We start from the raw sequence: 25586 nt of genomic DNA, 5'->3' as shown, positions 1-25586 counted from the left end.
TACCTTCAGACCTCCGCCTTGACCTTCTCGTCCGACTGACACTTCCGAAACCCCGTCCGCGCATCGAACGACCCGCGAACGACGACGCAATGAATCTACCGTGGAATCCGGGCGAGCCTCATGCCTCCAGGCGCAGGACCGGCGTCTGCTCCGGTGAGAACGGCACCTGATCGTGCCGCAGCAGCCAGGACCCGATCGTCCCGAACAGCGGGGCGGCCGACTGACCGCCGCTGCCGTCCGAGCTTCGGACGGGGTTGTCCATCATGATGCCGATGACGAACCGGGGATCGTCCGCCGGGGCGATGCCGGCGAACGTGATGTTGTAGCTCGACCGCGAGTAGCAGTTGCACGCCGGGTCGACCTGCTGGGCGGTACCGGTCTTGCCGGAGGTCTGATAGCCGGGAATCGCCCCGGAGTAGCCGGTGCCGGTCTGGTTCCCGCCGTCGGGATCCTTCTGCATCACCGCGCGGAACATGTCGCGGACGGTCTTCGCGGTCTTCGGGCTGACCACGCGCACCGACTCCGGCTCGGTGACCCCGGCCTCCTCATCGTCGTCCGCGGCGATGATCCGCGGCTGGATGCGGACGCCGTCGTTGGCGATGGCCTGGTACATCGACGCCATCTGCAGCAGGGTGGTCGACAGTCCCTGGCCGATGGGCAGATTGGCGAACGAACCGCCCGACCACTGACTCAGCGCGGGCACCGCACCGGGACTCTCGCCCGGCAGGCCGACGCCGGTCCGCTCACCAAGGCCGAAACGGGCCAGCATGTCGGCGAACCGCTGCTCCCCGACCTTCTGCGCGAGCATGAGGGTGCCGACGTTCGACGACTTCCCGAAGATTCCGGTGGTCGTGTACGGCGCCGTCCCGTGCGTCCACGCGTCGTTGACGGTGATGCCGGACATCCGGATCGAGCCCGGAACCTGGTGCACTTCGTCGGGCGTCGTGACGCCGTACTCGATGGCGGCCGACGCCGTCACGATCTTGTTGACCGATCCCGGCTCGAACGGGGAGGTCACCGAGCGATTGCCCAGATCGGCCTTGGGCTGGTCGGACAACGGTCGTGAGGCGTCGAAGGTGCTGTCGTTCGCCATCGACAGGACTTCGCCGGTCCGCGAGTCGAGCACGACCGCGGAGACGTTGTGGGCGCCCGACTTCGCCTTCGCGAGGTTGACCTGACTCTGGACGAACCACTGGAGGTCCGAGTCGATCGTCAGGTGAACGGTGTTCCCGTCGACCGCCGGGTGCACATTGCGTTTGCTGCCGGGAATCATCGCGCCGTCGCGTCCGCGGTCGAAGGTCTCGGTGCCGTTGGTGCCCGCGAGCGCGGAGTCCAGCGAGGACTCGAGCCCGATCAGCCCGTTGCCGTCGAAGTTGACATCGCCGACCAGATTGGCGGCCAGCGAGCCACCGGGATACAGCCGGTTGCTCTGCCGTTCCGCACCGACCTCGGGGAACTGGTCTTGGATCCTCTTGGTCACGTCGAGCGAGACCAGCCGCGCCAGGTAGACGAAGTCCTTGTCGGACTTCATCTGTGCGAGCAAGTCGTCGGACGCGATACTTCCGCCCAGCGCCGAGGACACGCCGTCGGCGATCTGCTTGAGCCGCACGTCCACGTCCGGAACCGTCGAATCCTTCTTGTGCTCCTCGGCGATCTGCTTGCGGACCGCCTTCGGCTGGAAGGTCAGGGCGCGGGCGTCGTCGGTGTGCGCCAACAGCCGACCGTTGCGGTCGACGATGCTGCCGCGCACTGCGGGCAGCTCCTGCGTGATCGACCGCTGCTCCGAGGCCTGCGCCGAGATGGAGTCCGCCGCGATCACGTGGACGTAGAGCATCCGGCCGGAGATGATGAGCGCGATCACCAGCACGATCACCCACAGTGCGCGCTGGCGGCCGACGAACTTCGACGGCCCCTGTCCGGACCGGTCGAACGGACGCGGCGGCTTGGGCGGTGGCGCACCGGCGCCGCTCGACGAGCCGACGTCACGGCCACTCCCCCTCGCCTCAGCTGAGCGCGCGGAACGAGTTCGGGTCATGATCACCGATTGTCTCCCGCATCAGCGTGCGGGCGCGGTATTGGCGGGCGGCGTGGCGGACGTTCGGGGCGTCACGTTCGTGTTCTGACTCACCCGGGTGCGGGTGTCCGGGCGCACCGACGTCGCGGGTGCCGGATTCGTCCGAGGCGTCGTCGACGGCCGCGGATTGGGAGCCGGACCCGTCGACGACGGCGGCGGCGTGGACTGTGCCGGTGCCGAGGGCGGGGTCGACGCGGTCGCCTGATCGGCGCCCAACCCCTCCGAATCGTCGACCTTGCTCTTGTCGATCTTGTCGACGGGATCCGGTGCCGGGTTCAGGTCCGGCAGCGGGCTGCCGTCCGCCGGGGTCGGAGTGCCGCGCAGACGCGCCTTGCCGTCGGGACCGATGATGATCTCGGCGGAGTTCTGCGCCGGAACCATGCCCTGGCGAGCCGCAGCCTTGGCGATCGCCGGCGCCTGATCTCCGGCGTCCGACGCCGCCTTGAGCTCCGAGGCGCGCGCCTGCAGCTCTTGGTTCTCCTTGCGCAAGGCGTCGATCGCGTACGAGTCCTGCGCCGACTTGGTCGTCAGAAATAGGGTGAGGGCCAACGCGCCGAGCACCAGCATCAGGATCGGCACCACCAGCGGAACGCCGGCGATCCGCCGACCGGTCATCGGCAGCCGAGCGACGCCGGACTCGCGTCGGCTGCGCCGATCGAGCGCCCGCTGCGCAGCCTTCGACCGGGAGGGACGCTCGCTCGCGGCGGCCCCATGGCGCCGTCGACGGTCGGAACTCTCGCGCGCACCCGATGCTGCTGTGCGAGTGTCCGTGAGCGTCACTTGGCTCCCCTTCCGCCGGTTGTCGTGCCCGCAGCCGTGTGTCGGGCGATGCGTTCGATGGCTCGGATCCGGACCGGAGCCGAGCGTGGATTGGCCGCGCGTTCGGCTGCGTCCGCCTGCTCGGCGCCGCGAGTGACGAGCGAGAACTCCGGCGCGGTGCCGGGCAAGTCCACCGGCAGTCCGGCAGGCGTGGTGTTCTCGACCGCGCGAGCGAAGTCGCGCTTGACGATCCGGTCCTCCAGGGACTGGTAGCTCATCACCGCCAGACGCCCGCCGATGCCGAGCACCTCTAGCGACGCCGGGATCACTCCGCGCAGCGAGTCGAGCTCGTGATTGACCTCGATCCGCAGCGCCTGGAAGGTGCGCTTCGCAGGATGACCTCCGGTGCGCCGAGTGGCCGCCGGAATCGTCGCGTACAGCAACTCCACCAGCCGGCCGCTCGTGGTGAACGGCTCCTTGGCGCGCTCGCGGACGACGGCGGAGGCGATCTTCCCCGCGAAGCGCTCCTCGCCGTATTCGCTCAGCACCCGCGCCAGCGCGCCGTGGTCGTAGGTGTTGAGGATGTCGGCCGCCGTCAGCTCGTCGTCGGCGTTCATCCGCATGTCGAGCGGCGCGTCGACGGCGTACGCGAATCCCCGTTCGGCCCGGTCGAGCTGCATCGACGACACTCCGAGATCGAGCAGCACACCGTCGACGACGGTCCGGCCCGCGGCGTGCACGACGTCCTCGATCTCGTCGTATCGGTTGTGATGGAACTCGACGCGGTCGCCGAACCGTCCGAGGCGCTCCGACGCGATGCCGATCGCGGACGTGTCGCGATCGATCGCGATCACATACAGTCCGTCGAGACGGTCGAGGAAGTACTCGGTGTGGCCGCCTGCGCCCAGCGTCCCGTCGACGAGGACCGCGCCGGTGCCGTCGGCGCTCACGCGGGTCAGGGCGGGCTCGAGCAGTGCGAACATCCGATCGGCCATCACCGGGACGTGCCCGTGGTCGCCTTGCTGCGGTGAGTTCACCCCACTCCCTCCCTGTTGCCGTGAGAACTGTGCCGGTCGATTGCGCCGTCGCCCCCTGCGACGGATTCGGAGATCACGCACTGCGCTCCATCGACACGGAGCTGCGATGAGACGGGGTCCCTGCCCGAGCGCACCTGGCGTTGGGGAAGTACGTCAGGGTCGATCGGGCCGGGGCCTCGACTCACCGCAGAAGTCGTAATCTCCGATGTTCAATTCACGTGCTGCGAACCTCGTCAGAGGATCGCGTCGAGGGCCGACGAACCGGCACTCGAGAAGGCCTCCTCATGCTGGTCCTGGTAATCGCGCCAACTCTGCGCGTCCCAGATCTCCAGATGGTCGTAGGAGCCGATGACGACGCACTCCTTGCTGAGTCCCGCGTACTCGCGATGCTCGGCTGAGAGGTTCACCCGCCCCTGGCCGTCGAGCCGCTGCTCGTCGGCGCCGGCGAAGAAGTACCGCAGAAAGGCGCGTGCCTCCGGATCGTTGCGAGACGCCGACACCGCCTTGTCTGCGATGGCGTCGAACTCCTCGGCCCGGTACACCGAGAGGCTGCGGTCCTGGCTTCGTGTGACCATGACCCCTCCTGCCAGTGCTTCGCGGAACTTCGCGGGCAACGTAAGCCGCCCTTTGTCGTCGAGCTTCGGTGTGTAGGTACCGACGAAACGAGCCACGTCGACACCTCCTCGCCCTCCCGGGTTCGGGGTTTTCCGGTGATCCCCTCGCCCAGTGACACCCACAGTACCCCACTTTCCACCACTTTCCATCCCACAAGCCCCACCACCACTCCACTTTGAGGTAAATCAGCAGGTCAAAGGCCATGCCACTGAGGTGATTCTCAGGAAGACACGCCGTGTCGCAGATCACTTCTCGGCACAGAACTGGTACTGAAATCGATCAAAGTGACTGGTGAGAGTCAGATTTCATCGATGTGGGGCGAAGTGGGGAGACCGGGTGGGGCGAAGTGGGGAGACCGGGTGGGGCGAAGTGGGGAGACCGAATGTGGGGAAGCTCTGCGAGAAGACGTGGGGCCCAGTGGCTGAGAGTCCACGCGCTCGTATCGAGCGAACCCGAGCACGACGAGAAGCGGGGCCGCATTCCTCTCCTCAGGAAAGGAATGCGGCCCCGCTTCGGGAGACCTCGTCGACGCTATGCCGCGTCAGGCAGGTGACGAATCACAGATCTCGATCGTCGCCTTCGAATCGCCGATTGAAACGGTCCTCCATGCGCTGACTCAGCGAACCGTGTCCGCCGGCAGCACTACCGGACTTGTTCTTCTTCGACGAGGAGCCGGCGCCCGGCCCCGACATGCTGCGCCGTCCACCCATCAGCCCGTAGACGGCCATGCCGAACATCAACAGGAAGCCGATGAAGCTCAGAACCTTCAGGCCACCGATCTCGACGTCGACCATCAAACCGCCGACCAGCAATGCGAGCCCAGCGAGGAACCCGAGTGCGACGACGATCCGGCGACGCGTGTTCGGCAGACGCACCTTGTGCCGCGTCACGCTGGACGCGAACTTCGGGTCCTCAGCGTAAAGGGCGCTCTCTATCTCATCGAGCATGCGCTGCTCGTGCTCTGAAAGCGGCACCGCTCCTCCCTTACTGACTCGTGGCGAGATGGTCGTTTTCTCACCTCTACAACTCAATAGTACGAGTCGAAGCGGCCAACGACCACCATTGGCCGACTATGCGTCCACAATCACGCGTTTGCGGGGCCACCGTCACGCCACCGTCCCGCGCGCCGCCGTTCGCCTCGACGTCAACTTGCCCTGCTCGTACGCCAGGAGCGTGGAATCGGCGACGTCCAAGAACTCGACCGCCCGGCGTTCGACACGCGCACAGAACGTGGGATCCACCGACCGCACGAGCCCGGCCTCCACGTGCGCACGCATTGTCGAGAGCTCACCGAAATAGTCGGCGAGCTCACTGCACTGAGGCGCCCGAGCTTTGATTCGGCTCCACGCATCCGACGCCCCGCGGCGGCGTCGAGTCGTTCCCGTCGGCTCATAGACCTCCAGGACCGCACCGGCGGCCCGAATCGCCGCCAGATAGAACAGACGGAACCGCTCGGCGCCGTCGTCCTCCACCGAGGCCGCCTCATCGAACAGGACCTCGGCCCGATCCAGCAGATCCCGACTGCGGTGCACGACGCGCGGGTCGACGCCGGACTCCTGCGGCGCCGCACCCGTCGGCCGTGCGACGGCGAGCCGCAGCTCGGTGGATCGACCGGGCCCGCCTGCTGCTCGCGCCATGACTCTCATCCTTCGTGTCTGCGCCCGGCATTCCCGGGCTGGTGAGGTCACCATCGCAGACACGTACGACAATTCTCGCCGGAGTCCCCACAGACGCCAATGGCCCGGCGATGTCTTCCCCATCGCCGGGCCACCGGGTTCTCGGACCGTGTGCGAACACCAGTTCGATTACTGGCAACAGTAGCCGGTGTACGGGCCGTCGGGCAAGTCCCGATAGGCTCCCAAAGGCTGCACTCGGCGATCGATGAAAGGAGCGGCGATGGCACCCCTCGACAGCACGCCCGTCCGCGTCGCCCCGCTCCCCGCCGACCTCGCGCATCTCTGGCTCGACCCGGCGGTGCACACCTACATCACCGCCATGCACTATCCGCGTGGGAGCGAGACGCACCGCCTGCCACTGTGGCGAGATCACATCGCCCGTCCCGGCTGGTCCGCATACGGGGCGTTCACCACCGTGTCCGCACTCGACTCGCTGCGGCCGGCGTACTCGCGGTTGAGAGTCCGCGCTCCCCTGGCCGTCTCCGAGCGCGAGATCCTGATCGGCGTCGCCTACGGCTATCGCGGCGCTCCCGATCAATGGTGGAATCGCCAGCTCTACTCGGGTCTGCTGCGCGCCGGGACCGGCCCCGCGGACGCCCGCGAGTTCATGCGCGACTACTTCGAGCTCACCGAACTCCACGTCCATCCGGCCGGGCAGGGGCGCGGCGTCGGCGAGCGCCTGCTGACCGCGCTGCTCGCCGATCGCCCAGAGCAGAAAGTACTGCTGTCGACGCCCGAGGTCCACGGCGAGGACAATCGGGCGTGGAGCCTGTATCGGCGACTCGGATTCGTCGACGTGCTCCGTCATTTCACCTTCGCAGGCGACTCCCGGCCGTTCGCCTTCCTCGGTCGGCCGCTCCCCCTCGACGACCACCGCCGCTGACCGACTCCGAGTCGCTCGACGATTCCGACGCACCGGGGCCGACACTGCGCCGGTTGGCGGAGGGCTTCTGGCACCATGAGGCGGTGACTTCGATCCGCCGCGCCCCTGCGCTCGCCCTCGTCGGACTGCTGGCGATGTTGCCGCTGCTCAGCGGATGCCTCACCAAGTCGACCACCGTGGGCGATCAGTTCTCCGGAACGGTCATCGTCGCCACTTCGCCGGACCAGCACCCGACGAAGCCGTCGTTCGACATCCCCGCGTCCCTCAGCGGCCAGGTCTGGGCGACCGATTACCCCGAGAAGAGCGACGACAGCACCGCGGCGCCCGCTCCGTCGTCCACCCCGGCCGCACCGCCGAACGGCGCCCCGTCGCCGGACGGCAAGGTGGGCTCGGAACTGTCGTTCGACCGCCTGTCCGCCGGACAGTTCAGCCAGCTCGGCGACATCATCGCCGCGGCGCTCCCCGATCCGTCGGCGACGGTGCATCTGAAGTCGAGCCGCAGCGGCGACATCGTCCGTTTCCGGGGGTCGGCGTCGCTGACCGGCACCGAACCCGACAGCGTCTACTTCTCCCTCTCGATCACCTTCGGCGGTGACGTCGTCGCCACCAACGGCAAGCAGATCGGCGACGACACCGTGGTCTGGACGCCGCGCCCCGGACAGAACGTCGACATGCAGGCCGACTCCGAGTACGCCGATCCCGCGACCGCAGCGGTCCCCAGCTGGACGTGGTTCATGTTCCTGCTGTGCGCGATCATCGTCGGGATGGTGGTCTACGCCGCTTACCAGAACCGCGACCGCTCGGCGCGCCCCGGACGACCGAAGCACGAGCCGAAGAAGGCCGTGGACGCCGAGTCAGACACGACAGCCGACGACGAGGCGACGTCGAAAGCCGAGTGACCTCGCCGGCCGAGAGTCCTTGAGAGCTACACGCCCGCCAGGGCACCGCGGGTGTCGATGCCGATCCGCTCGAGCACCTCGCTGGTCGCCTTCGCGAAGTTGAGGCTGCAGAAGTGCAGGCAGGGAACGCCCTCGGAGATCAGCCGCTCGGCCATCTCGGTGCACAGATCGATGCCGACCGCGCGCACCTGAGCCCGATTCTCTTCGGGCCCGTCGCCCGCGGCCTTCGACAGCCGCTCCTCGACGACGGCCGGGATGGTGCTGCCCGACAGCTCGGTCATCCGCCGCGCCGACGCGAGGGACGTGATCGGCATCAGCCCCGGGATCAGCGGCTTGGCGCCCTGTTCCGGATCGGCGGCCACGATGCGATCTCGCAACCGGAGGAAGTCCTCGACGTCGAAGAACATCTGGGTGACCGAGTAGTCGGCGCCCGCTCGCAGCTTGCGGACGAGGTTTCCGGTGTCGGCGGCGAGGTTCGGAGCCCGATGGTGGCCCTCCGGGAAGGAGGCGACCCCGGTATGGAAGTCGCCGAGTTCGCCGATCAGGCGCACCAGTTCCTCGGCGTACGCGACACCCTCCGGATGCTTCACCCACTCGCCCAGCGGATCCCCCGGCGGGTCGCCGCGCAGCGCGAGCAGATTGACGATGCCCTTGTCGGCATACGCGCCGACCAGGCCGCGCAACTCGTCGATGCTGTGGTTGACGGCCGTCAGGTGCGCCACCGTCAGCAGCGTGGTCTCCGTGGCCAGTTCGCCTGCGATCCGGACCGTCCGGTCACGCGTCGAACCACCGGCGCCGTACGTCATCGACACGAAGGCCGGGTTCATTCGTTCGAAGATCCGCACCGCGCGCCACAGACGGGCCTCCTCGCCCGCATCGCGAGGCGGAAAGAACTCGACGGAGAACGGCACGGGCCCGGAGTGCGGGTCGGCCAGACGCTCGACGACCGACTGCCCTGCGCGTGCGCGGACGTCGGAGTCGGTACTGATGGGATCGGTCACCTGAGTCATCATACGGACACCGTCGGTGGGCTCCCCACACACAGACGGCGAGGGTGTGTGCCGGGTCACCGGCTCTCCAGCGCGGGCCCGTCGCGTCGGCGGCGCCCGGTAATCTTGCGAACCGTGGTCAACATTGCGCACGTGCCCGCCGCGGTCGACGAGGTCCTCACGACGTTCTTCGACTCCGGCCGACCGGCGCTCGACGCCATCTATCCGGCGGTCGCCGAAGCCGGTGACGTCCTCGCCGACTTCGTCCTCGCCGGCGGCAAGCGGGTACGGCCGTCGTTCGTCTATGCGGGCTGGCGCTGCGGTCCGGACACCGCGGGCGACGACACCATGGCACTGCGCGTCGGTGCCGCGATCGAGCTGATCCAGGCCTGCGCGCTCATCCACGACGACATCCTCGACCGCTCCGACACCCGTCGGGGCAACCCGACCGTGCACCGTCGCTTCGAGGGCCTGCACGCCGGCCGGCGTCTCACCGGCGACTCCGCGCACTACGGTGTCTCGGCCGCGATCCTGCTCGGCGACCTGGCCCTCGCCTGGGCCGACGACCTGGTGCACGGCATCGGTCCGGCGACCGACGGCTGGGCCGATCCCCGGCCGCTCCCCCGCTCGGTCGGCGTCCTGTGGTCCCGGATGCGGACCGAGGTGCTCGGCGGTCAGCTGCTGGACATCACCAACGAGTCTTCGCGCGACGAGTCCGTCACCGCCGCCTACCGAGTGATGGAGTACAAGACCGCCGCGTACACCGTCGCACGACCGCTGCAGCTCGGCGCCGCACTGTCGGGCGCGGACGCCGCGCTGTCCGGCTCGCTGCACCGGATCGGCCTCGATCTCGGCATCGCCTTCCAGCTCCGCGACGACGTGCTCGGCGTCTTCGGCGATCCCGAGCAGACCGGCAAGCCGTCCGGCGACGACCTCATCGAGGGCAAGCGCACGGCGCTGCTCGCCGAGGGTCTGCAACGCGCCTCCCGCACGGACGGCGAGGTACTGCGCAACAGTGTCGGCCGCGACCTCTCCGATGCCGAGCTGACTGCGGCGCGCGCCGTCCTCACCGGATCGGGCGCGCTCGCCGAGATCGAGCGACAGATCGACGATCGTCTTCAGGCGGCGCTCGACGGCATCGTCGCGCTCGACGTCGACGACGACGCCCGCGCGGACCTGACGTGGCTGGCCCGCCGAATCACGCATCGGGCCCGGTGACGCCGGTGGCCGCCGATTCCCACGTCGTCGTCATCGGAGCCGGACTGTCCGGACTGACCGCGGCGGCGCACCTGCGCGCCGCGGGCCACGAGGTGACGGTGCTCGAAGCCACCGATTCGCCGGGCGGTCTGGTGCGGACCGAGACCATCGACGGTCATCGCTTCGACACCGGCGCGACGGTGCTGACGATGCCCGAGCTGATCGTCGACGCGCTCGCGGCCGTCGGCGTCGCCCGGTCCGCGGCGCACGACCGTCTCGCGCTCCGGCCGGTCGATCCCAGCTACGTCATGAACTACGCCGACGGGTCGTCGCTCGCCATCCCCCGCGACGCCGCAGCGATCCCCGCCGCCGTGGCCGAGGTCTTCGGCACCGACGCCGGCTCCGGGACCCGCGACCTGCTGGCCTGGCTGCGCCGCGTTCACGACGCCGAGTTCGACGTGTTCATCGATCGCAACTACGGCGGGCTATCGGACCTGACCGGACCGGCCACCCGCCGCGCGGCCGCCGAACTCGTCCGACTGGGCGCCCTCGGCGGCCTCACCGGCGCTGTCAGCCGGTTCGTCGCCGACCCGCGGGTTCAGCGGGCCTTCACCTTCCAGGCGCTCTACGCGGGCGTTCCGCCGCACCGGGCGCGGGCGATCTACGCGATCATCCCGGACATGGACATCGGCCGCGGACTCACCGCACCGGCGGGCGGCATGGGCCGTGTCGGCCGAGTTCTCGCGGACGCGCTCACCGAGGCCGGGGTCCGCATCGAGTACGGTGCCCGCGTCGACCGGATCCTGCGGCGGTCCGACGGCACGGCGTCCGGCGTCACCGCGGGCGACCGGCGATGGCCCGCGGCCGCCGTGATCGCGACCCTCGAGCGCGACGCGGTCGCCGGACTGTTGCGCGACGACCGCCGCAGACGGCGGCTCCGTTACTCGCCGAGCGCCGTCGTCGTGCACGGGCTGCTGCCCGAGGGCACGACCGCCCGCTGGCGGTCCGGCCATCACACCCTCGACTTCGGCGCGGCCTGGACACAGACCTTCGCCGACATCACCGGGCGACGCGGCAGGCTGATGGGCGACGGCTCCTTCCTGCTGACCCGATCTGCGGTCACCGACCCCGAGACCTTCATCGGGAACGGGCAGGAGTCGGTGTCGGTGCTCGCGCCGACACCGAACCTGGTGTCCGCCGATCTGCCGTGGGACGTCCTTGCGGAGCCCTACGTCGCCGAGTTCCTCGGCACCCTCGAATCGAGGGGATACGCGGGCCTGTCGGCGATGAGGGTGCTGCGGATCGACCATCCGCTCAGCTGGCGCCGCGACGGTCTGCCCGCGGGCACCCCCTTCTCCGCCGCGCACACTCTCGCGCAGACCGGCCCCCTGCGGACGCCGAACGTGTGGGCCGGCGCGCCGAATCTCGTGCTGGCGGGCAGTGCCACCGTCCCCGGAGTCGGCATTCCGCCGGTGGTGATCTCCGGCGGCCTCGCCGCCGCTCGGGTCGACGACCACCTTCGCGGACGGAGCGCCCGCCCGTGAACTTCCTGAAGCGCTATCCCGACGCCTGCCTGGGCTTCCTCGGTGCCCTGTTCGTCGTCGCCGGCAGCTATGGCCTCTCGGACGTCCCGCGTAACGACTCCACGCTGGCCGACCTCGGCCTCGCACCGATGACCTACGGTCACGGCAAGACGCTGTCCGGCTTCGCCTTCTGGACCGGCATCGCGCTGATGGTGGTCGCCTGGGTGCGCATCGGCCGCGATCCCGAACGGATGAGCCTGCGCGCGACGATGGCGACCATCGGCGCCTGGACGGCGCCGCTGATGTTCGCGGTCCCCACGTTCAGCCGTGACGTCTACGCCTATCTGGGACAGGCCTCGGTGCTGATGCACGGCTTCGACCCGTACACCGACGGACCGGCCCACCACCCGGGTCCGATCGTCGACTCGATGGCGCAGATCTGGGCCCCGACCACCTCGCCGTACAGCCCCGGCTTCATGCTGCTGCTGCGCGGCATCGTCGGGATCACCGGCGACAACGTCTTCGCGGGCATCTTCCTGATCCGGATCGCCCTGCTGCCCGGGCTGCTGCTGACGATGTGGGCCGTCCCCCGGATCGCCGCGCACTTCGGTGCGAGCCGCCGGGTCGGCCTGTGGCTGGTCCTGCTGAATCCGATGCTCCTCATCCACCTCATCGGCGGACCCCACTTGGAACTGCTGATGATGGGCTTCCTCGCCGCCGGCGTGGCGCTGGCTCTCGGCGGCCGGCATGTCGCCGGGCTCTCAGTGCTCGGCCTGGCCATCTCGGTGAAGATCACCGCGGGCATCGCCATCCCGTTCGTGATGTGGATCTGGCTCGACCACCTGCGCACCGCACGTACCGCCGACCCCGATCGTGAGGGACCGACGATCACCTGGCGCGACCGCGTCGGCGTTTTCGCGGCCACCGGCGCGATCCCCGCGGTCGTGTTCGGCTTCTTCACCGTCGTCCTCGGGTTGGGCGTCGGCTGGATGAACGGACTGTCGTACGCCTCGCGCATCATCAACCCGTTCACGATTCCGGTCTTCATCGGCCACATCGTGACGTACGCGGCGGCGCCGTTCGCGACCCTGAACCTGCAGGCCGTGCTGGTGGTGACCCGCGCCATCGGCAGCATCGCGCTCGCCCTGATCCTGGTGTACCTGTGGTGGCGGTCGCGGCACGACGAGCGCTCGGCGACGGCCGGAATGGCGTGGGCGATGCTGGCCCTGCTGCTGTTGGAGCCGTCCACTCTCCCCTGGTACTACACCTGGGTGGCGTGCATCGCCGTCGCGTTCACGCTGCCGATGTGGGTGCGGCAGGTGGTCGTCGGCGTGAGCACGTTCTATCTGATCGTGTTCCAGCCGGACGATTCGATCCTGTTCTACAAGCCGCTCGAGACCCTCATGGCACTGGCGTTCGCCGTGCTCGCCGCCGTCTCGCTCCGCAGGCGCGATCCGCTGAAGCTTCGCAGCTTCGGGTCGTTGCTCGTCCATGGCTCCTCTGCATGGACGCTCAGGCATGCCGAATCGTGGAGGCTTCGACTCCGCAGCCCGCCCCCCGCCGCGCCGGACGCACCTACTACCTGGCGTCCCGGCTGCTGCCCGCGGACGGTCGTCGCGCGGTGTTCGCACTGTACGGCTACGCCCGCACGGCGGACGACGCCGTGGACGAGCCGGGCGACCCGTCGGTCCAGGGCGCGCGGCTCGACGCCCTCGAATCCGGGCTGCGAGCGGCATCAGCGGGCGTCTCGGACGCCTCGTCGAACCCTGACGAGGCCGACATGCTGGCGGCCCTGGCCGACGCGATCCGGCGATTCGGCATCCCGCCGGCGACCTTCGACGCCTTCGGCCGGTCGATGCGCATGGATCTGCCCGGTCATCCGATGTTCCGCAACAGGTACGCCGACCTCGCCGAGCTGGCCGATTACGTCTACGGGTCGGCCGCCGTCATCGGACTCCAACTGGTCCCGATCCTCGGCGCGGATCCGGACGACGACGAGATCGCCGCAGGTGCGGCGCTGCTCGGCGAGGCGTTCCAGCTCACGAACTTCCTGCGCGACGTCGCCGAAGATCTCGCGCGAGACCGCGTCTACCTGCCGCTCGACCATCTCGCGGCGTTCGGTGTCGACGAGGAGAACCTGTTCGCCGACGCGGCGGCAGGCAGCACCGGACCACGACTGCGCCGCGCGATCGCACACGTCGTCGCGGTCAATCGCGACCAGTACCGCCGAACGATTCCGGCGATCACCGCGCTGCCGCCACGGACGCGTCCGGCGATCTGCGCCGCCGCGCGTTCGTACAGCGCGATCCTGACCGAGATCGAGCAACGCGACTACGAGGTGTTCGGCGGGCGGGCAGTGGTACCGCTCCGGCGCCGCATCGGGCACGCGGTCGTATCGATGACCGGTCGGCCGCAGCTGTAGCCGAGGACCGCCGGAGTCGAAGGCCGACTCAGAAGGCCTGAGCCTGTGCCCGTCTGATCACTTCGCGGGCCGAGTGGGTGTGCAGTGCGTCGGCCGGGCGGAGCCCGAGGTCGGGCTGCTCCTCGAACAGCCAGCCCATCGCCTCGTCACGCGTGTAGCCCCCGTCCAGCAGAATCCGCACCAGTCCTTCGAAGTGCTTCGCGAGCCCGTCGTCGCCGAAGAACGCCTCCGGGATCACCGGCACCCCGCCGCGGGAGGCGGCTAGCAGGTTGTGATCACGGATGAGCGTCCGGAGACGGTTACCGGAGACGCCGAGCCGCTTGGCGGCCTGGTCGAGCTCCAGAACGGGAACGTCGTCGGGCAGGATGTCGATCGAAAGCGGAAGAGAACCCACGGGGAAAGCCTACCGGTGCCCTGCGCGGCGTATGCGAGGATGCCCGCCCCAAGCGGTAGATTCGAACATCGTGACCACCCCAGGCGACCCGCTTCTCGGCCGAGTGCTGGAGCGGAGATACCGGATCGACGCGCCGATCGCGCGCGGCGGGATGTCGTCGGTGTACGTCGGCACCGATCTGCGCCTCGGCCGCCGAGTCGCCGTCAAGGTGATGGACGCCCGGTACGTCGGCGATCCGTTGTTCCTGCGCCGCTTCGAGTTCGAGGCGCGCGCCGTCGCCGGGCTCAGCCATCCCGGGCTGGTCGCCGTGTACGACCAGAGCATCGACGGCGAGATCGCCTTCCTCGTCATGGAACTCGTCCGCGGAGGCAGCCTGCGCGAACTGCTGCGCGAGCGCGGACCGATGCCGCCGCACGCGGTCGCGTCGGTCGCCATCCCGATGCTCGGTGGGCTCGGCACCGCGCACCGCGCCGGGCTGGTGCATCGGGACGTGAAGCCCGAGAACGTCCTCGTGTCCGACACCGGCGACATCAAAGTGGCCGACTTCGGTCTCGTACGCGCCGTCGCGGAGGCCGGCGTCACCTCGGCCAGCGTGATTCTCGGCACCGCGGCGTATCTGTCGCCGGAGCAGGTCAACTCCACGGACATCGATGCGCGCAGCGACGTGTACTCGGCGGGCGTGATGCTGTTCGAGCTGCTCACCGGCAGGCAGCCGTTCAGCGGATCAACTCCGCTGGCCCTCGCCTATCAGCGGCTGTCGTACGACGTCCCCGCGCCCGGCGATCTGATCGAAGGCGTCCCACCACAGATCGACGAGATCGTGCTGCGCGCGACCGAGCGCAGCCGCGCCGACCGGTTCCGCGACGGCTTCGACATGCAGCACGCACTGCTCGACGCCGCCGACGAGCTCGACCTGCCCGCCTTCACGGTCCCCGCACCGAGCCAGGCGTCGGCGCGCGTCACCTCGGCGATCTCCCGGCCGGTCCGCGAGCAGGCGACGCCGGCGGGACCGCCGCAGCAGACTCCGCGGCCGGTCACCGCCTACGACCCCGATCCCCTGCCGCCGGCCGACGACGAGTGGGACGACGGCGCGGTGCCGCGCGACGAGCCGAGCGACATCCCGTGGAACGACGACTGGTCGCCCGAGGACGAGCTCGACGTGACCCACGAAGCGGACCCGGCCGCGACCTCGCGCGGTCGTGCCCTGGCCTTCACCTGGCTGACGATCGTCGTCCTCATCGCCGTCGCCGTGGGTGCTGTCGGCTGGGTCGTCGGAGGCGCACTCGCCTGACGTCGGCGGGTGCGCTCAGCCGCGCAGCATCTCCGCGACGAGGAAGGCCAACTCCAGCGACTGCTGAGTGTTCAGGCGCGGGTCGCACGCGGTCTCGTACCGACCCTCGAGGTCGAGGTCGGAGATGTCCTGGGCGCCGCCGAGGCACTCCGTCACGTCCTCGCCGGTCAGTTCGATGTGGATGCCGCCGGGATGACTGCCCAGCGCGCGATGGACCTCGAAGAAGCCCTGCACCTCGTCGACCACGCGGTCGAAGTGACGGGTCTTGAAGCCGGTCGACGCCGTGTGAGTGTTGCCGTGCATCGGATCGCACTGCCAGATCACCTTGTGTCCGGTGGCCTCGACGGCCTGAACGATCGCGGGCAGCACCTCGCGGACCTTGCCGTTGCCCATCCGCGAGACGAGGGTCAGTCGGCCGGGCCGATTGTCGGGGTCGAGCGCCTCGACGTACTCGACCGCCAGTTCCGGCGTGGTGGTGGGACCGATCTTGACGCCGATCGGATTGCTGATCATCTTCGCGAGCGCGATGTGCGCGCCGTCGAGCTGACGGGTGCGCTCGCCGATCCACAGGAAATGCGCCGACAGATCGTAGAGCGTCTGCTCGCCGTCGCCGCGCGGATTGTCGGCGAGCCGCAGCATCGCCCGCTCGTAGTCCATCACCAGTGCCTCGTGCGAGGCGAAGATCGACGCCGATTCGAGGCTGGAGTCGGTGACGCCGCAGGCGTCCATGAACCGCAGTCCCCGATCGATCTCGGCGGCCAGCGCCTCGTACCGGGCGCCGGCGGGCGACGTGCGGACGAACTCGCGGTTCCAGTTGTGCACGTGGGCGAGACGGGCGTCCGAGCCGGTGAGCGACCGCACCAGGTTCATCGCCGCCGCCGCATTCGCGTAGGCGCGGACCAGGCGCGACGGATCATGCACGCGCGCAGCGTCATTCGCCTCCAGAGCGTTGACCATGTCACCGCGGTACGACAGCAGGCCGAGCGCGTCGGTGTCGGCGGAGCGCGGCTTAGCGTACTGGCCCGCGATACGGGCCACCTTGACCACGGGCAGGCTGGCGCCGTAGGTCAGCACGACCGCCATCTGCAGGAGGGTCCGGATGTTGCCCTTGATGTGCGGTTCGGTGTTGGCGGCGAAGGTCTCGGCGCAGTCGCCGCCCTGCAGCATGAAGGCCCGACCGTTGGCCACCTCGGCGAGCTGATCGGCCAGCGCCTCGACCTCGGAGGGCATGCAGATCGGCGGAACGCTCTCCAGGACGGTCCGCATCTTGTGCGCCTCGTCGGCGGGCCAGCTCGGCTGCTGCAGCGCCGGACGCGCCAGCATGTCCTCGAATTGTTCGGCCAGCCGGCCCGGCAGGGGCGGAAGCTCGGGAAGCTCGTCGATCGGCACGTCTACGGTCCAGTTCACCACCGCACCAGCCTATCGCGGCGACGGAATCGCCGGAGCGGTTGCCTCCATCACCGTGGCCCTACGACGGCCGCGCGGCCTCCTCGATTGCGCGCCACTTGACGAGATTGTGACGGGCGTCGGCGAGCGCGTCGTGCGCATTCCGCGGTGCGGCGGGCAGTTCCGGCTTCCCTGCGGCCTCCCAGTGCTGCCGGAGCTCTCGGGTGAATCGCGGCATCTCCCGCGGGAGCTCGGTCATCGATCCCCACAGCTGGCACACCACCACGTGGTCGTAAGCGCCGACCCACGCCCACAGCTCGACGCCGTCGCCCGGCTCGGTGAGGAAGTCGAAGAGGCTCTCGCGAATCGCCCGTCGGCTGCGCCACGCCTTGTCGGCCGGGGACGGAAGCTTGTCGAGCACGTTGGTCCGAACCCAGTCGCCGGCCCGCGAAGGGTCGAACTCGGTGGACACCGCGTAGAACTCGCGGCCGTCCTCACCGACCACGCCGATCGACACCAACTCGATGGTGGTTCCGTCTTCGATGAACTCGGTGTCGTAGAAGTAGCGCACGGGTTCTGATTATCCACGGCGGGCAAGGAATACTGACTGTCATGTCCACCCGCAGCGGTCAGACGCAGCTCCACGAGGCGACCGGAGACGACGCCGCCGACCGTCTCGCCGCACGCCTCACTCGCTGGCGGCCGACGCCCGCCGCGAAGTCCGCAATCGTGGCCGCCTTCGCGGTCTCGGCGATCCTGCAGATCTTCGGTGTGCCGTTCACCTCGAGCTTCGGCACGCGTACCAGGTTCGACATGGACGTGTACCGCATCGGCGGACAGATCTGGCACCAGGGATTCAGCCTCTACGCCGACGGCTCCATGCCGTTCACCACCGACGGCATCTGGCTGCCGTTCACCTACCCGCCGTTCGCCGCGCTGCTGTTCACTCCGCTGGGCGCGATTCCGCTGTCTGTCGCCAGCATCGGCATCTCACTGGTGACCGCCGCCCTCCTCGTGTACGTGACGAAGCTCTCCTTGGCCGTGCTGGACATCGGTGCGCGGGCCAACCGCTGGTGGCTCGCCACCGCGCTCTCGGTGGCGACGATCTGGTTCAACCCGTTCTGGATGACGCTCGGCTTCGGTCAGATCAACGTCGTGCTGATGGCGATGATCATGGTCGACGTCTTCGTCCTGCATCGTGCCGGCCGACGTCATGCGCAGGGCGTGCTGATCGGCATCGCCTCGGCGGTCAAGCTCACGCCGCTGGTGTTCCTCGGCGTCTTCCTGGTCGCGGGCAGGCTCCGCGCCGTCGTGACCGGACTGGCCGCCTTCGTCGGCGCCGCCGCCATCGGCTGGATCTGGATGCCCGCCGACTCGCGCACGTACTGGACCGACACGCTGTTCCACACCGCACGCATCGGACAGCCGGAGGGCCGGATCAATCAGAATCTGAACGCCGCCTGGTTGCGTGTGTTCGGGGACAACGGCGGTTCCGCCGAACTCGCGTGGATCGTCTCCAGTGTCGCCGCGACGGCGCTGGCGCTGCTCGCCGTGCTGGCCGCCCGTCCGACCACCGCGTTCGCCCCCGGTCCGATGACCGGCCGCGTCGACGCCCTGGCGGTGACCTGCGCGGTGGCGGTCTGGGGCCTGCTGGTGTCGCCGACCACCTGGGCACACCATTGGGTGTGGTGCATCCCGGCACTACTGCTGTGTCTGGCGATCGGCGCCCGCGTGAAGCGCCGCCGGTACCGGATCACCTACCTCGCGCTCGCCGGCATCGGCGCGGTGATCTTCGCGATCGGACCGTTCCAGCTGCTGCCGCCGATCGAGCACGGCTGGTCGGCGTGGCAGCACATCGTCGGCAATGCGTTCACGCTGTGGGGCGTCGCACTTCTGATCGCGCTGTGGCGGCTTCCGTACCGCGCCGGGCGAGCACGGCCCGCGCAGACGACGGCGCCCGCCTGCCGCCGTCGTCAGGCGATGCTCTGTCCGCCGGCCCCCGCCGCGACCGCATAGCGATCGTCGGCGGGCGCCGGTCGGAACTGGTGGATGCCCGCGCCGCTCAGGCGGCGTCGTCGGACTCGGTCGCGGGCTCCGCCGGCGCCTGCTTCGCGGTCCCGCCGCCGTTCTTCAGACTGGCGGCGTAGACGTCGACGTACTGCTGGCCGCCGAGACGCATGAGCGCATACATGATCTCGTCGGTGACGGCGCGCTCGATGAAACGATTACCCGCCATCCCCTCGTACCGGGAGAAGTCGAGCGGCTCGCCGACACGAACCACGATGCGCGTCGGCCGGGGCAGCACCGTGCCGGGCGGGTTGATCTTGTCGGTGCCGACCATCGCGATCGGGATCACCGGGGTGCCGGTCTCCAGCGCCATCCGGGCCAGTCCGGTCTTCCCCTTGTAGAGGCGGCCGTCCGGCGACCGGGTGCCCTCCGGGTACAGGCACAGCAGCCGTCCGTCCTCGAGGACTCGCTTGCCCGCGAGCAGCGCACCGGCGGCGGCGCTGGCACCGGACCGGTCGATCGGGATCTGACCGGAGGTGCTGAAGAACCACTTCTTGAACCGGCCCTTGACGCCCTTCTCCGTGAAGTACTCGCTCTTGGCCAGGAAGAAGATCCGGCGCGGCACCATCAGCGGAAGGTAGAAGCTGTCGACGACGGCCATGTGATTGGACGCGATGAGCGCGGGGCCGTCCTTCGGAATGTTCTCCAGGCCCTCCACGCGCGGGCGTCCCATCAGGCGTAGCGCCGGACCCATGAAGATGTATTTGAAAAGGTAGTACCACATGGACGTTGCTGCCCCTCCTGATCGAAATCCCAGCCTGCGCCGACACCCGGCGCCCAGAACGCGGCGCACCGGGTTGCAACTCTACTGGCTGCCCACAACCTGCATCGAAAGTCCCCGCCGCGCCACCTCGGCCGCGCCGATCGACCCCGCGGCCTCACCGAGCTGAGTGCCCCGGATGCGCGCGAGGTGCCGGTGCCCGGAGCCGGTGATCGCCGCCGCGTAGTGCTCGCGCGCGTCGTCGAGGAACAGACTCGACGCCGCGCCCACGCCCCCGGCGAGCACGATCAGATCCGGGTCGAAGACGTCGGCGATCATGCCCAGTCCGTACCCGAGCCAGCGCGCGAGGTCCTCGTAGGCGGCCAACGCCGCCGGATCGCCGTCGGCCGCCGCGGCGGCGACTCGACGCCCGGTCAACGACCCCGGATCGGACTCCGACTCCGCCGCCAGCACACTGCGCGGGTAGTCGTGCGAGGCGAGCAGTTCGAGCACCGTGTCGACGAGCGCGGTACCGCTGCAGTACCGCTCCCAGCATCCGCGTTTGCCGCAGCTGCACGGCCGGCCGTCCGGCACGACTGTCAGATGGCCGAACTCGGGGGCGACACCGAAGCTGCCGCGGTAGATCCGGCCGTCCATGATCATCCCGGCGCCGATGCCGGTGCCGATCGACAGCACGAGCGTGTTGTGCCCTCCTGCCGCAGCCCCGAAATGCAGCTCGGCGATCGCCGCCGAGTTGGCGTCGTGCTCGGCGAACACCGGCAGGCCGAGACGCTCGGTCATGATCTCGGGCACCCGCGCCTCACGCCACGCGAGATGCGGCGCGAACCGGACCATCTGCCGGTCCGGTGTGAGGAAGCCCGCGATGGCGAGCCCCACCGCGGAGACCGCCCAGCGATCTCGGAGTTCGGTGACCAGTCGGTGCAGGCAGTGTTCCAACGACTCGGCGGTCGGCGGGGTCGCGGTTCGCAGCGTGTCGAGTTGCCGGCCCTGGGCGTCGACCACCGACGCCCGGACGCTGGTGCCTCCGATGTCGATGCCGATCGTCAATTCGTCGCCTGCCGGGCTCGAGCCGTCGCGGGCGCTCACGTCATCTGCCCGTGGGTGTGACGTTGACCGCGATGGTCTGGAAGTGCGACGGCGCCGAGGTCCCGTCCGATCGGTCCGACCGCAGCATGTCGGCGATCGCCTCGAGCACGGCGATCAACGCGGCGATGATCCGCGCCAGCAGGTCCCCGAGTTCTTTCACCAGAGTTCCGACGTCGCCGAGCAGGTCCGGAATCGGCGAACCGTTCAACGTCGGCCCGCCGGCGCCCGCGATCAGAGCGGCGAGCTGGTCGATCTGATTCGCGAACCCCAGCAGCAACGTCTGCACCGGGTCGCCGGCACTCGATGCTCCGGCACCGGTGGTGCCGTGGTCGTCGGTCATCGTCAGTCGATTCCTCGCGGGTAGGGCCGACTTCGAAGGTCGGACTCGGTGGACGCAGGCGGTGCGAACACCTGACGCTACCGGGCACACTCCCGGTTCCATAGAGCCGGGCACGCGACAGGTGACCGACTACACATCGATGAGCAGCGATGACCTTGCACACGCGGTCGAGTCTACTTTCGACAGGCGTCCGGCGCGGCTCGTCCGCGACGAGACTCTGACTAATCGGACGCCGGTCGCATCGGCCGCTGCGGCCACACCGTGGCATCCGGACGGAAGCGGAGCACCAGCCGCCCGTCGCGCCAGTCCGCATCGGTCACCACGCATCGACGCAGGACCGACGGCAGTCGGACGGGGTATCGGAAGCCCGACACGGTGACCAGCAGGTCGTCGCCCGAACGCCCCAGCGCGAGCCGGTCAGGATCCGGCAGACCCTGCTTCCAGGCTAGCTCGAAGACGCTGTCGAGGTCCTCGCCTGCCACGTGGGTCACCGTGAGTGCTCCCGAGCCGCGGGGCCGGCCGGTCGGACAGGGCAGGTCCACCGTCACCCGGCGGAGCCGGGACAGCCGGTCGACCGGTTCGGGGGCCGCCGGCACTGAGAGCACTTCGACGGAGTCGTCGTCGGAGGTAAGGGCGTCGAGCACGTCGCCGAGATCGGCCCGCGGCGGCCCACCGGCACCCGAGTTCACGACGACGGACCGGACCGGCAGGGCCATCAGATCGCTCGACGCGATCTGATCCGGCAGGCACCGGGTCCCTCGGTCCCCGGCGTCGATCACCAGGTGTGCAGCGACACCGTGCGGATCGGAGAACAGCTCGATCAGGTCCTGGCAATCACGATCGATGCCTTCGACGGCCGCCGACAGTTGCGCCATCGCGGGCTTCTCGGCCGCTTCGGCGAGCCGCGCATGGCGGGGCCATAACCGCTCCAGCGCAGACGACAGCACGGTCGGCGCGCGAAGCAGGGAGAACGGGTCTCCGCAGCCCGACAGATCGACGACCACGCGACGCCAGCGACCCGCGGTCGCCGCAGCACGAATCTGCCGCAGCAGCAGGAACTCCTGAGCTCCGGGCAGTGTCGCGATCTCCCCCGGTGCCACCGAGGCGAGCGTGCCGACGATCGGCAGGAAAGACCTTCCACCGGTGACCGCGGTCAGCGCCGCAGTGAAGTCGGCCCAGGCGCCCTCGAGAATCGTCAGGGGATCCAACTGAAGGAGATCCGTGCCCGCGGTGACCGCAACCGGCTCGCCCGGAACTCGGAGCACACCGAGGCGATCCGGCAGATACGACCGCGCGTCGAGGGAGACCAGCAGGGTGCCGCGTTCGGCACCGAGACGCAGACCCGCCGGTGGGAACGCGGTGTCGTCGCGAAGGGCTGCGGCAGCGGCGACGACGGAGACGCCCGCGCCACCGGGCCCGAGCACCAGATGGATGGGAGCTAGATCGATCAGCCTTCGACCCTCTTCTTGAGGTCCCCGAGCGCCGACTCGGTGATCGCTTTCTCAGCCCGCCGCTTCAACTGGCTGATCATCGGGATCTGCAGGTCGACCATCAATGCGTAAGTGACCTTGGTCGATCCCGGAACCTGTTGCACGAGACGGTAACTGCCCTCCTGCGCACGTTGCAGGTCGCTCGACACGAGCGTCCACGAGACACCCGCCCCGTCCGCGTCCCACGTGTAACGCAGTTCGTAGGTGTCGGCGAGCACGCCGGCGTCCAGCACGAATCGAACGTGCAGTCCCCGGCCCTGCGCATCACTTTCGAGCACGGTCGCTTCGCGTGCCGCGGTCACCCAGTCCGGGTAGTGGGCGAAATCCGCGATGACCGCGAGCACCTCCGACACATCGGCGTTGATGACGATCGACTGCTCGGTGTGGTCGGCCATCGGTCAGCCCTCCGCGGCGACGGCGGGCGCGCCGGCCGCGCGGTCGCCTTCCAGCAGCCACTTGACGTGGAAGGACATGTCCTTGCCTGCGATCCGACGTACCCGGTTCATCTCGGCGATCGCGTCCATCCGCGAGCGAGGATCGGTCGGCAGTTCCGCGGCGGGCTCGGCGTGGAGGTAGTAGTGGAGGACGAAGCCGTCCATGCACTCCTCGCACCAGATCTCCATGGTGCCGTCGACGGGGCCCGTCACCGTCCAGCGCACACCCTGGTTCGCGCGGTCCTCGACCACCGTCAATTCGAGGTCCGGCCACCACTGACGCCAACGCGCCCGATCGCCCACGACGGCGCCCGCGAGGGACGGCGCAGCAGCGACGAAGACCTCATCGGCAACCTGAATGCTCGTCACCGTCCTAGCTTCACACACCGGGCCCCGTGGGAGAAACCCGACTCGTGCGGAGACGGCGTGCGGACTGGGGCTAAGATCACTCAGAGATTCAGGTCGTTCTGAGAAATTTCCGTTCCGGAAGGTGTATTACATGGCCGAATGCCGCGTGCCCGCGAAATTTGAGATCCCCGAGGAGCGGAACGCCTCCGACGTGCTCTTCGACATCGTCGAGAAGCAGGGCGGCAAGACGGTATTCCGTCGTCAGGACGGCGCGCAGTGGCTGCCGGTGACCGCTGCCGAGGCCGGCGCACAGGTCGTCGCACTCGCCAAGGGCCTCATCGCCTCCGGGATCAAGCCGGGAGATCGTGTCGCACTGGTATCGGCGACCCGTCTGGAATGGACGCTTCTCGACTTCGCCGTCTGGTCCGCCGGCGCAGTGACGGTCCCCGTCTACGACTCGTCGTCCGGCCCCCAGATCGACTGGATCATGCGTGATTCCGGTGCGAACGCCATCATCGTGGAGACGTCGAAGCACCGCGCGGTCATCGACACCGTGGAGTCCGTCGATGATTCCGTCCAGGTGTTCCAGATCGACGTCGCCGACGGTCCCGGTGTCGTCGAACTGCTCACCGAACGCGGCAAGGACGTCTCCGACGAGGAGGTGACCGCCCGTCGGCGCACCCTCAAGGCCTCCAGTCCCGCGACGTTGATCTACACCTCGGGTACCACGGGTCGACCCAAGGGCTGCATGCTGACGCATTCGAATCTCCTCGGCGAGATCGCCGGCGTGATGCAGACCTCGCTCAACCAGCTGCTCGGCGACGGCAAGCGTCTGCTGCTGTTCCTGCCGATGGCCCATGTGCTCGCCCGCGCCATCAACCTCGTCGCGATCGAGGCGGGCGTCGAGGTCGGCTACACCGCCGATATCGCGAACCTGCTGCCGACGTTCGCCGTCTTCAAACCGTCGTTGATCCTGTCGGTGCCGCGAGTCTTCGAGAAGGTCTACAACTCCGCACGCCAGGGCGCGCACGACGGCGGCAAGGGAAAGATCTTCGACCTCGCCGCCGACGTCGCTGTCGAGTACTCGACAGCGAAGCAGAACGGCGACGTGAGTCTGCTGCTGCGCGCCAAGCACGCCGTGTTCGACAAGCTGGTCTACAGCAAGCTGCGGACCGCGCTCGGCGGCGTGTGCGAGCTCGCCATCTCCGGCGGCGCACCGCTCGGGGCCCGTCTCGGACACTTCTTCAGCGGCGTCGGCATCCCGGTCTACGAGGGCTACGGCCTCACCGAGACCACGGCGGCGATCGCCGTCAACACCCCGGGTGAGGTGAAGGTCGGGACCGTCGGCCGCCCGATCCCGGGCAATGCGGTCCGGATCGCCGACGACGGCGAGATCCTGCTCTCGGGCGAGGTCGTCTTCACCGGATACTGGCAGAACGACGACGCCACGGCCGCCGCGATTACCGACGGCTGGTTCCACACCGGAGACCTCGGTGCCCTGGACGAGGAGGGCTACCTCCGGATCACCGGGCGCAAGAAGGAGATCATCGTCACCGCGGGCGGCAAGAACGTCTCGCCGGCACCGATGGAGGACATCATCCGGGCCAGCGCACTGGTCTCGCAGGCGGTCGTCGTCGGAGATCAGAAGCCGTTCATCGGCGCGCTGATCACCGTCGACCCGGAGGCCTTCCCCGCCTGGAAGACGCGGAACGGGAAGTCGGCGGAGGCGACCGTCGCCGACCTCGCGAACGACGCCGAACTCCTCGCGGAGATCCAGCTCGCCATCGACGCCGCCAACGAGACCGTCTCGCATGCCGAAGCGATCAAGAAGATCCGCGTCCTGCCCGCCGACTTCACCGAGGACTCGGGCGAACTCACCCCGACCCTCAAGGTCAAGCGCAACGTCGTCGCCGAGAAGTGGGCCGACGAGATCGCCGCGATCTACACGAAGTAGA

General features: G+C 69.0%; 24 protein-coding genes and 1 pseudogene. 9 read left to right on the top strand and 16 right to left on the bottom strand.

From position 1 onward, the window contains the following. Nucleotides 1–118: 118 nt before the first annotated feature. The 6 genes from SCNU_RS06355 to SCNU_RS06330 form a co-directional block, all read right to left on the bottom strand. Complete coding sequence (locus SCNU_RS06355; RefSeq protein ID WP_040517884.1) at nt 119–2035, bottom strand: peptidoglycan D,D-transpeptidase FtsI family protein; 1917 nt, start codon at nt 2033–2035, stop codon at nt 119–121. Nucleotides 2036–2056: 21 nt separating this feature from the next. Then, on the bottom strand, nt 2057–2854 hold the full coding sequence (gene ftsL, locus SCNU_RS20585; protein ID WP_009678528.1) for a cell division protein FtsL: 798 nt from the start codon (nt 2852–2854) through the stop codon (nt 2057–2059). After that, nucleotides 2851–3870 (bottom strand): 16S rRNA (cytosine(1402)-N(4))-methyltransferase RsmH, encoded by a 1020-nt coding sequence (rsmH, locus tag SCNU_RS06345; protein ID WP_009678527.1) that lies wholly within the window; start codon nt 3868–3870, stop codon nt 2851–2853. The genes ftsL and rsmH overlap by 4 nt, the downstream gene beginning before the upstream one ends. A 233-nt stretch (nt 3871–4103) precedes the next feature. Continuing rightward, nucleotides 4104–4541: a division/cell wall cluster transcriptional repressor MraZ gene (gene mraZ, locus SCNU_RS06340; protein WP_009678526.1), complete on the bottom strand. Its 438-nt coding sequence runs from the start codon at nt 4539–4541 to the stop codon at nt 4104–4106. A gap of 501 nt (nt 4542–5042) precedes the next feature. Further along, a complete protein-coding gene (locus tag SCNU_RS06335) occupies nt 5043–5459 on the bottom strand; it encodes a DUF3040 domain-containing protein (RefSeq protein ID WP_040517828.1) in 417 nt (138 codons plus the stop codon). Between the two features lie 132 nt (nt 5460–5591). Beyond that, nucleotides 5592–6122 carry an SAV_6107 family HEPN domain-containing protein gene (locus tag SCNU_RS06330; RefSeq protein WP_009678524.1) on the bottom strand — a complete coding sequence of 177 codons (531 nt, stop codon included), beginning with the start codon at nt 6120–6122 and terminating at the stop codon, nt 5592–5594. A gap of 259 nt (nt 6123–6381) precedes the next feature. Here SCNU_RS06330 and SCNU_RS06325 point away from each other — a divergent pair, with 259 nt between their 5' ends. After that, entirely contained in the window at nt 6382–7044 is a 663-nt protein-coding gene (locus SCNU_RS06325) for a GNAT family N-acetyltransferase (RefSeq protein WP_009678523.1), read from the top strand. 83 nt (nt 7045–7127) lie between these two features. Continuing rightward, nucleotides 7128–7943 (top strand): LppM family (lipo)protein, encoded by an 816-nt coding sequence (locus tag SCNU_RS06320; protein ID WP_009678522.1) that lies wholly within the window; start codon nt 7128–7130, stop codon nt 7941–7943. Between the two features lie 26 nt (nt 7944–7969). Here SCNU_RS06320 and SCNU_RS06315 read toward each other — a convergent pair whose 3' ends face one another. Next, nucleotides 7970–8953, bottom strand: a complete 984-nt coding sequence (locus SCNU_RS06315) for a methylenetetrahydrofolate reductase (protein WP_050792775.1) — start codon at nt 8951–8953, stop codon at nt 7970–7972. 114 nt (nt 8954–9067) lie between these two features. On the opposite strand from SCNU_RS06315, the gene SCNU_RS06310 reads away from it, so the two are divergent. From SCNU_RS06310 to SCNU_RS06295, 4 genes and pseudogenes are all read left to right on the top strand, one after another. Beyond that, a complete protein-coding gene (locus SCNU_RS06310) occupies nt 9068–10150 on the top strand; it encodes a polyprenyl synthetase family protein (RefSeq protein WP_009678520.1) in 1083 nt (360 codons plus the stop codon). Next, nucleotides 10114–11673 carry a phytoene desaturase family protein gene (crtI, locus tag SCNU_RS06305; RefSeq protein ID WP_009678519.1) on the top strand — a complete coding sequence of 520 codons (1560 nt, stop codon included), beginning with the start codon at nt 10114–10116 and terminating at the stop codon, nt 11671–11673. The genes SCNU_RS06310 and crtI overlap by 37 nt, the downstream gene beginning before the upstream one ends. Beyond that, nucleotides 11670–13118 (top strand): annotated as a pseudogene (gene mptB, locus SCNU_RS20155) (polyprenol phosphomannose-dependent alpha 1,6 mannosyltransferase MptB); the annotation flags it as partial. The gene crtI and the pseudogene mptB, both read left to right, overlap by 4 nt. Before the next feature lie 38 nt (nt 13119–13156). Further along, the gene (locus SCNU_RS06295) at nt 13157–14074 is read left to right on the top strand and encodes a phytoene/squalene synthase family protein (protein WP_050792770.1); all 918 of its coding nucleotides are present in this window, start codon (nt 13157–13159) and stop codon (nt 14072–14074) included. A 28-nt stretch (nt 14075–14102) separates the two neighbouring features. Here the strand turns inward: SCNU_RS06295 and SCNU_RS06290 are convergent, their stop codons facing one another. Then, the gene (locus SCNU_RS06290) at nt 14103–14468 is read right to left on the bottom strand and encodes an Rv2175c family DNA-binding protein (RefSeq protein ID WP_009678515.1); all 366 of its coding nucleotides are present in this window, start codon (nt 14466–14468) and stop codon (nt 14103–14105) included. Between the two features lie 70 nt (nt 14469–14538). Here SCNU_RS06290 and SCNU_RS06285 point away from each other — a divergent pair, with 70 nt between their 5' ends. Then, nucleotides 14539–15759, top strand: coding sequence for a protein kinase domain-containing protein (locus SCNU_RS06285; protein ID WP_009678514.1), 1221 nt, complete (start codon nt 14539–14541; stop codon nt 15757–15759). 15 nt (nt 15760–15774) lie between these two features. Here the strand turns inward: SCNU_RS06285 and SCNU_RS06280 are convergent, their stop codons facing one another. Then, nucleotides 15775–17169 carry a class II 3-deoxy-7-phosphoheptulonate synthase gene (locus SCNU_RS06280; RefSeq protein WP_040517827.1) on the bottom strand — a complete coding sequence of 465 codons (1395 nt, stop codon included), beginning with the start codon at nt 17167–17169 and terminating at the stop codon, nt 15775–15777. A gap of 58 nt (nt 17170–17227) precedes the next feature. Next, nucleotides 17228–17716, bottom strand: a complete 489-nt coding sequence (locus SCNU_RS06275) for a polyadenylate-specific 3'-exoribonuclease AS (RefSeq protein WP_009678512.1) — start codon at nt 17714–17716, stop codon at nt 17228–17230. A gap of 41 nt (nt 17717–17757) precedes the next feature. On the opposite strand from SCNU_RS06275, the gene SCNU_RS06270 reads away from it, so the two are divergent. Then, the gene (locus SCNU_RS06270; RefSeq protein WP_009678511.1) at nt 17758–19161 is read left to right on the top strand and encodes a glycosyltransferase 87 family protein; all 1404 of its coding nucleotides are present in this window, start codon (nt 17758–17760) and stop codon (nt 19159–19161) included. Nucleotides 19162–19207: 46 nt separating this feature from the next. Here the strand turns inward: SCNU_RS06270 and SCNU_RS06265 are convergent, their stop codons facing one another. The 6 genes from SCNU_RS06265 to SCNU_RS06240 all read right to left on the bottom strand — a co-directional run bounded on the left by SCNU_RS06265 (nt 19208) and on the right by SCNU_RS06240 (nt 23652). Next, nucleotides 19208–19936, bottom strand: a complete 729-nt coding sequence (locus SCNU_RS06265) for a lysophospholipid acyltransferase family protein (RefSeq protein WP_009678510.1) — start codon at nt 19934–19936, stop codon at nt 19208–19210. Between the two features lie 81 nt (nt 19937–20017). After that, nucleotides 20018–21019 (bottom strand): ROK family protein, encoded by a 1002-nt coding sequence (locus SCNU_RS06260; protein WP_009678509.1) that lies wholly within the window; start codon nt 21017–21019, stop codon nt 20018–20020. 1 nt (nt 21020) lies between these two features. Continuing rightward, nucleotides 21021–21359 (bottom strand): hypothetical protein, encoded by a 339-nt coding sequence (locus tag SCNU_RS06255; RefSeq protein ID WP_009678508.1) that lies wholly within the window; start codon nt 21357–21359, stop codon nt 21021–21023. A gap of 221 nt (nt 21360–21580) precedes the next feature. Beyond that, entirely contained in the window at nt 21581–22786 is a 1206-nt protein-coding gene (locus tag SCNU_RS06250; protein ID WP_040517825.1) for an ArsA family ATPase, read from the bottom strand. Between the two features lie 20 nt (nt 22787–22806). Then, entirely contained in the window at nt 22807–23244 is a 438-nt protein-coding gene (locus SCNU_RS06245; RefSeq protein ID WP_009678506.1) for an SRPBCC family protein, read from the bottom strand. A 3-nt stretch (nt 23245–23247) separates the two neighbouring features. Beyond that, the gene (locus SCNU_RS06240) at nt 23248–23652 is read right to left on the bottom strand and encodes a hypothetical protein (protein WP_009678505.1); all 405 of its coding nucleotides are present in this window, start codon (nt 23650–23652) and stop codon (nt 23248–23250) included. A 130-nt stretch (nt 23653–23782) separates the two neighbouring features. Between SCNU_RS06240 and SCNU_RS06235 the strand changes: the two genes are divergently transcribed. After that, nucleotides 23783–25585 carry an AMP-dependent synthetase/ligase gene (locus SCNU_RS06235; protein WP_009678504.1) on the top strand — a complete coding sequence of 601 codons (1803 nt, stop codon included), beginning with the start codon at nt 23783–23785 and terminating at the stop codon, nt 25583–25585. The last annotated feature ends 1 nt before the right edge of the window (nt 25586 follow it).

Origin of the sequence: Gordonia neofelifaecis NRRL B-59395, assembly GCF_000192435.1 — a bacterium.
Taxonomy (GTDB): domain Bacteria; phylum Actinomycetota; class Actinomycetes; order Mycobacteriales; family Mycobacteriaceae; genus Gordonia; species Gordonia neofelifaecis.
This window is presented reverse-complemented; position numbering and strand designations above follow the sequence as displayed.

Excerpts from the sequence above, each read along its gene's own strand:
- SCNU_RS06355 (WP_040517884.1), bottom strand. The coding sequence starts at position 2,035 with ATGACCCGAACTCGTTCCGCGCGCTCAGCTGAGGCGAGGGGGAGTGGC.
- SCNU_RS06330 (WP_009678524.1), bottom strand. The coding sequence starts at position 6,122 with ATGGCGCGAGCAGCAGGCGGGCCCGGTCGATCCACCGAGCTGCGGCTC.
- SCNU_RS06325 (WP_009678523.1), top strand. The coding sequence starts at position 6,382 with ATGGCACCCCTCGACAGCACGCCCGTCCGCGTCGCCCCGCTCCCCGCC.
- SCNU_RS06315 (WP_050792775.1), bottom strand. The coding sequence starts at position 8,953 with ATGACTCAGGTGACCGATCCCATCAGTACCGACTCCGACGTCCGCGCA.
- SCNU_RS06295 (WP_050792770.1), top strand. The coding sequence starts at position 13,157 with ATGGACGCTCAGGCATGCCGAATCGTGGAGGCTTCGACTCCGCAGCCC.
- SCNU_RS06270 (WP_009678511.1), top strand. The coding sequence starts at position 17,758 with ATGTCCACCCGCAGCGGTCAGACGCAGCTCCACGAGGCGACCGGAGAC.
- SCNU_RS06265 (WP_009678510.1), bottom strand. The coding sequence starts at position 19,936 with ATGTGGTACTACCTTTTCAAATACATCTTCATGGGTCCGGCGCTACGC.
- SCNU_RS06255 (WP_009678508.1), bottom strand. The coding sequence starts at position 21,359 with ATGACCGACGACCACGGCACCACCGGTGCCGGAGCATCGAGTGCCGGC.
- SCNU_RS06245 (WP_009678506.1), bottom strand. The coding sequence starts at position 23,244 with ATGGCCGACCACACCGAGCAGTCGATCGTCATCAACGCCGATGTGTCG.
- SCNU_RS06235 (WP_009678504.1), top strand. The coding sequence starts at position 23,783 with ATGGCCGAATGCCGCGTGCCCGCGAAATTTGAGATCCCCGAGGAGCGG.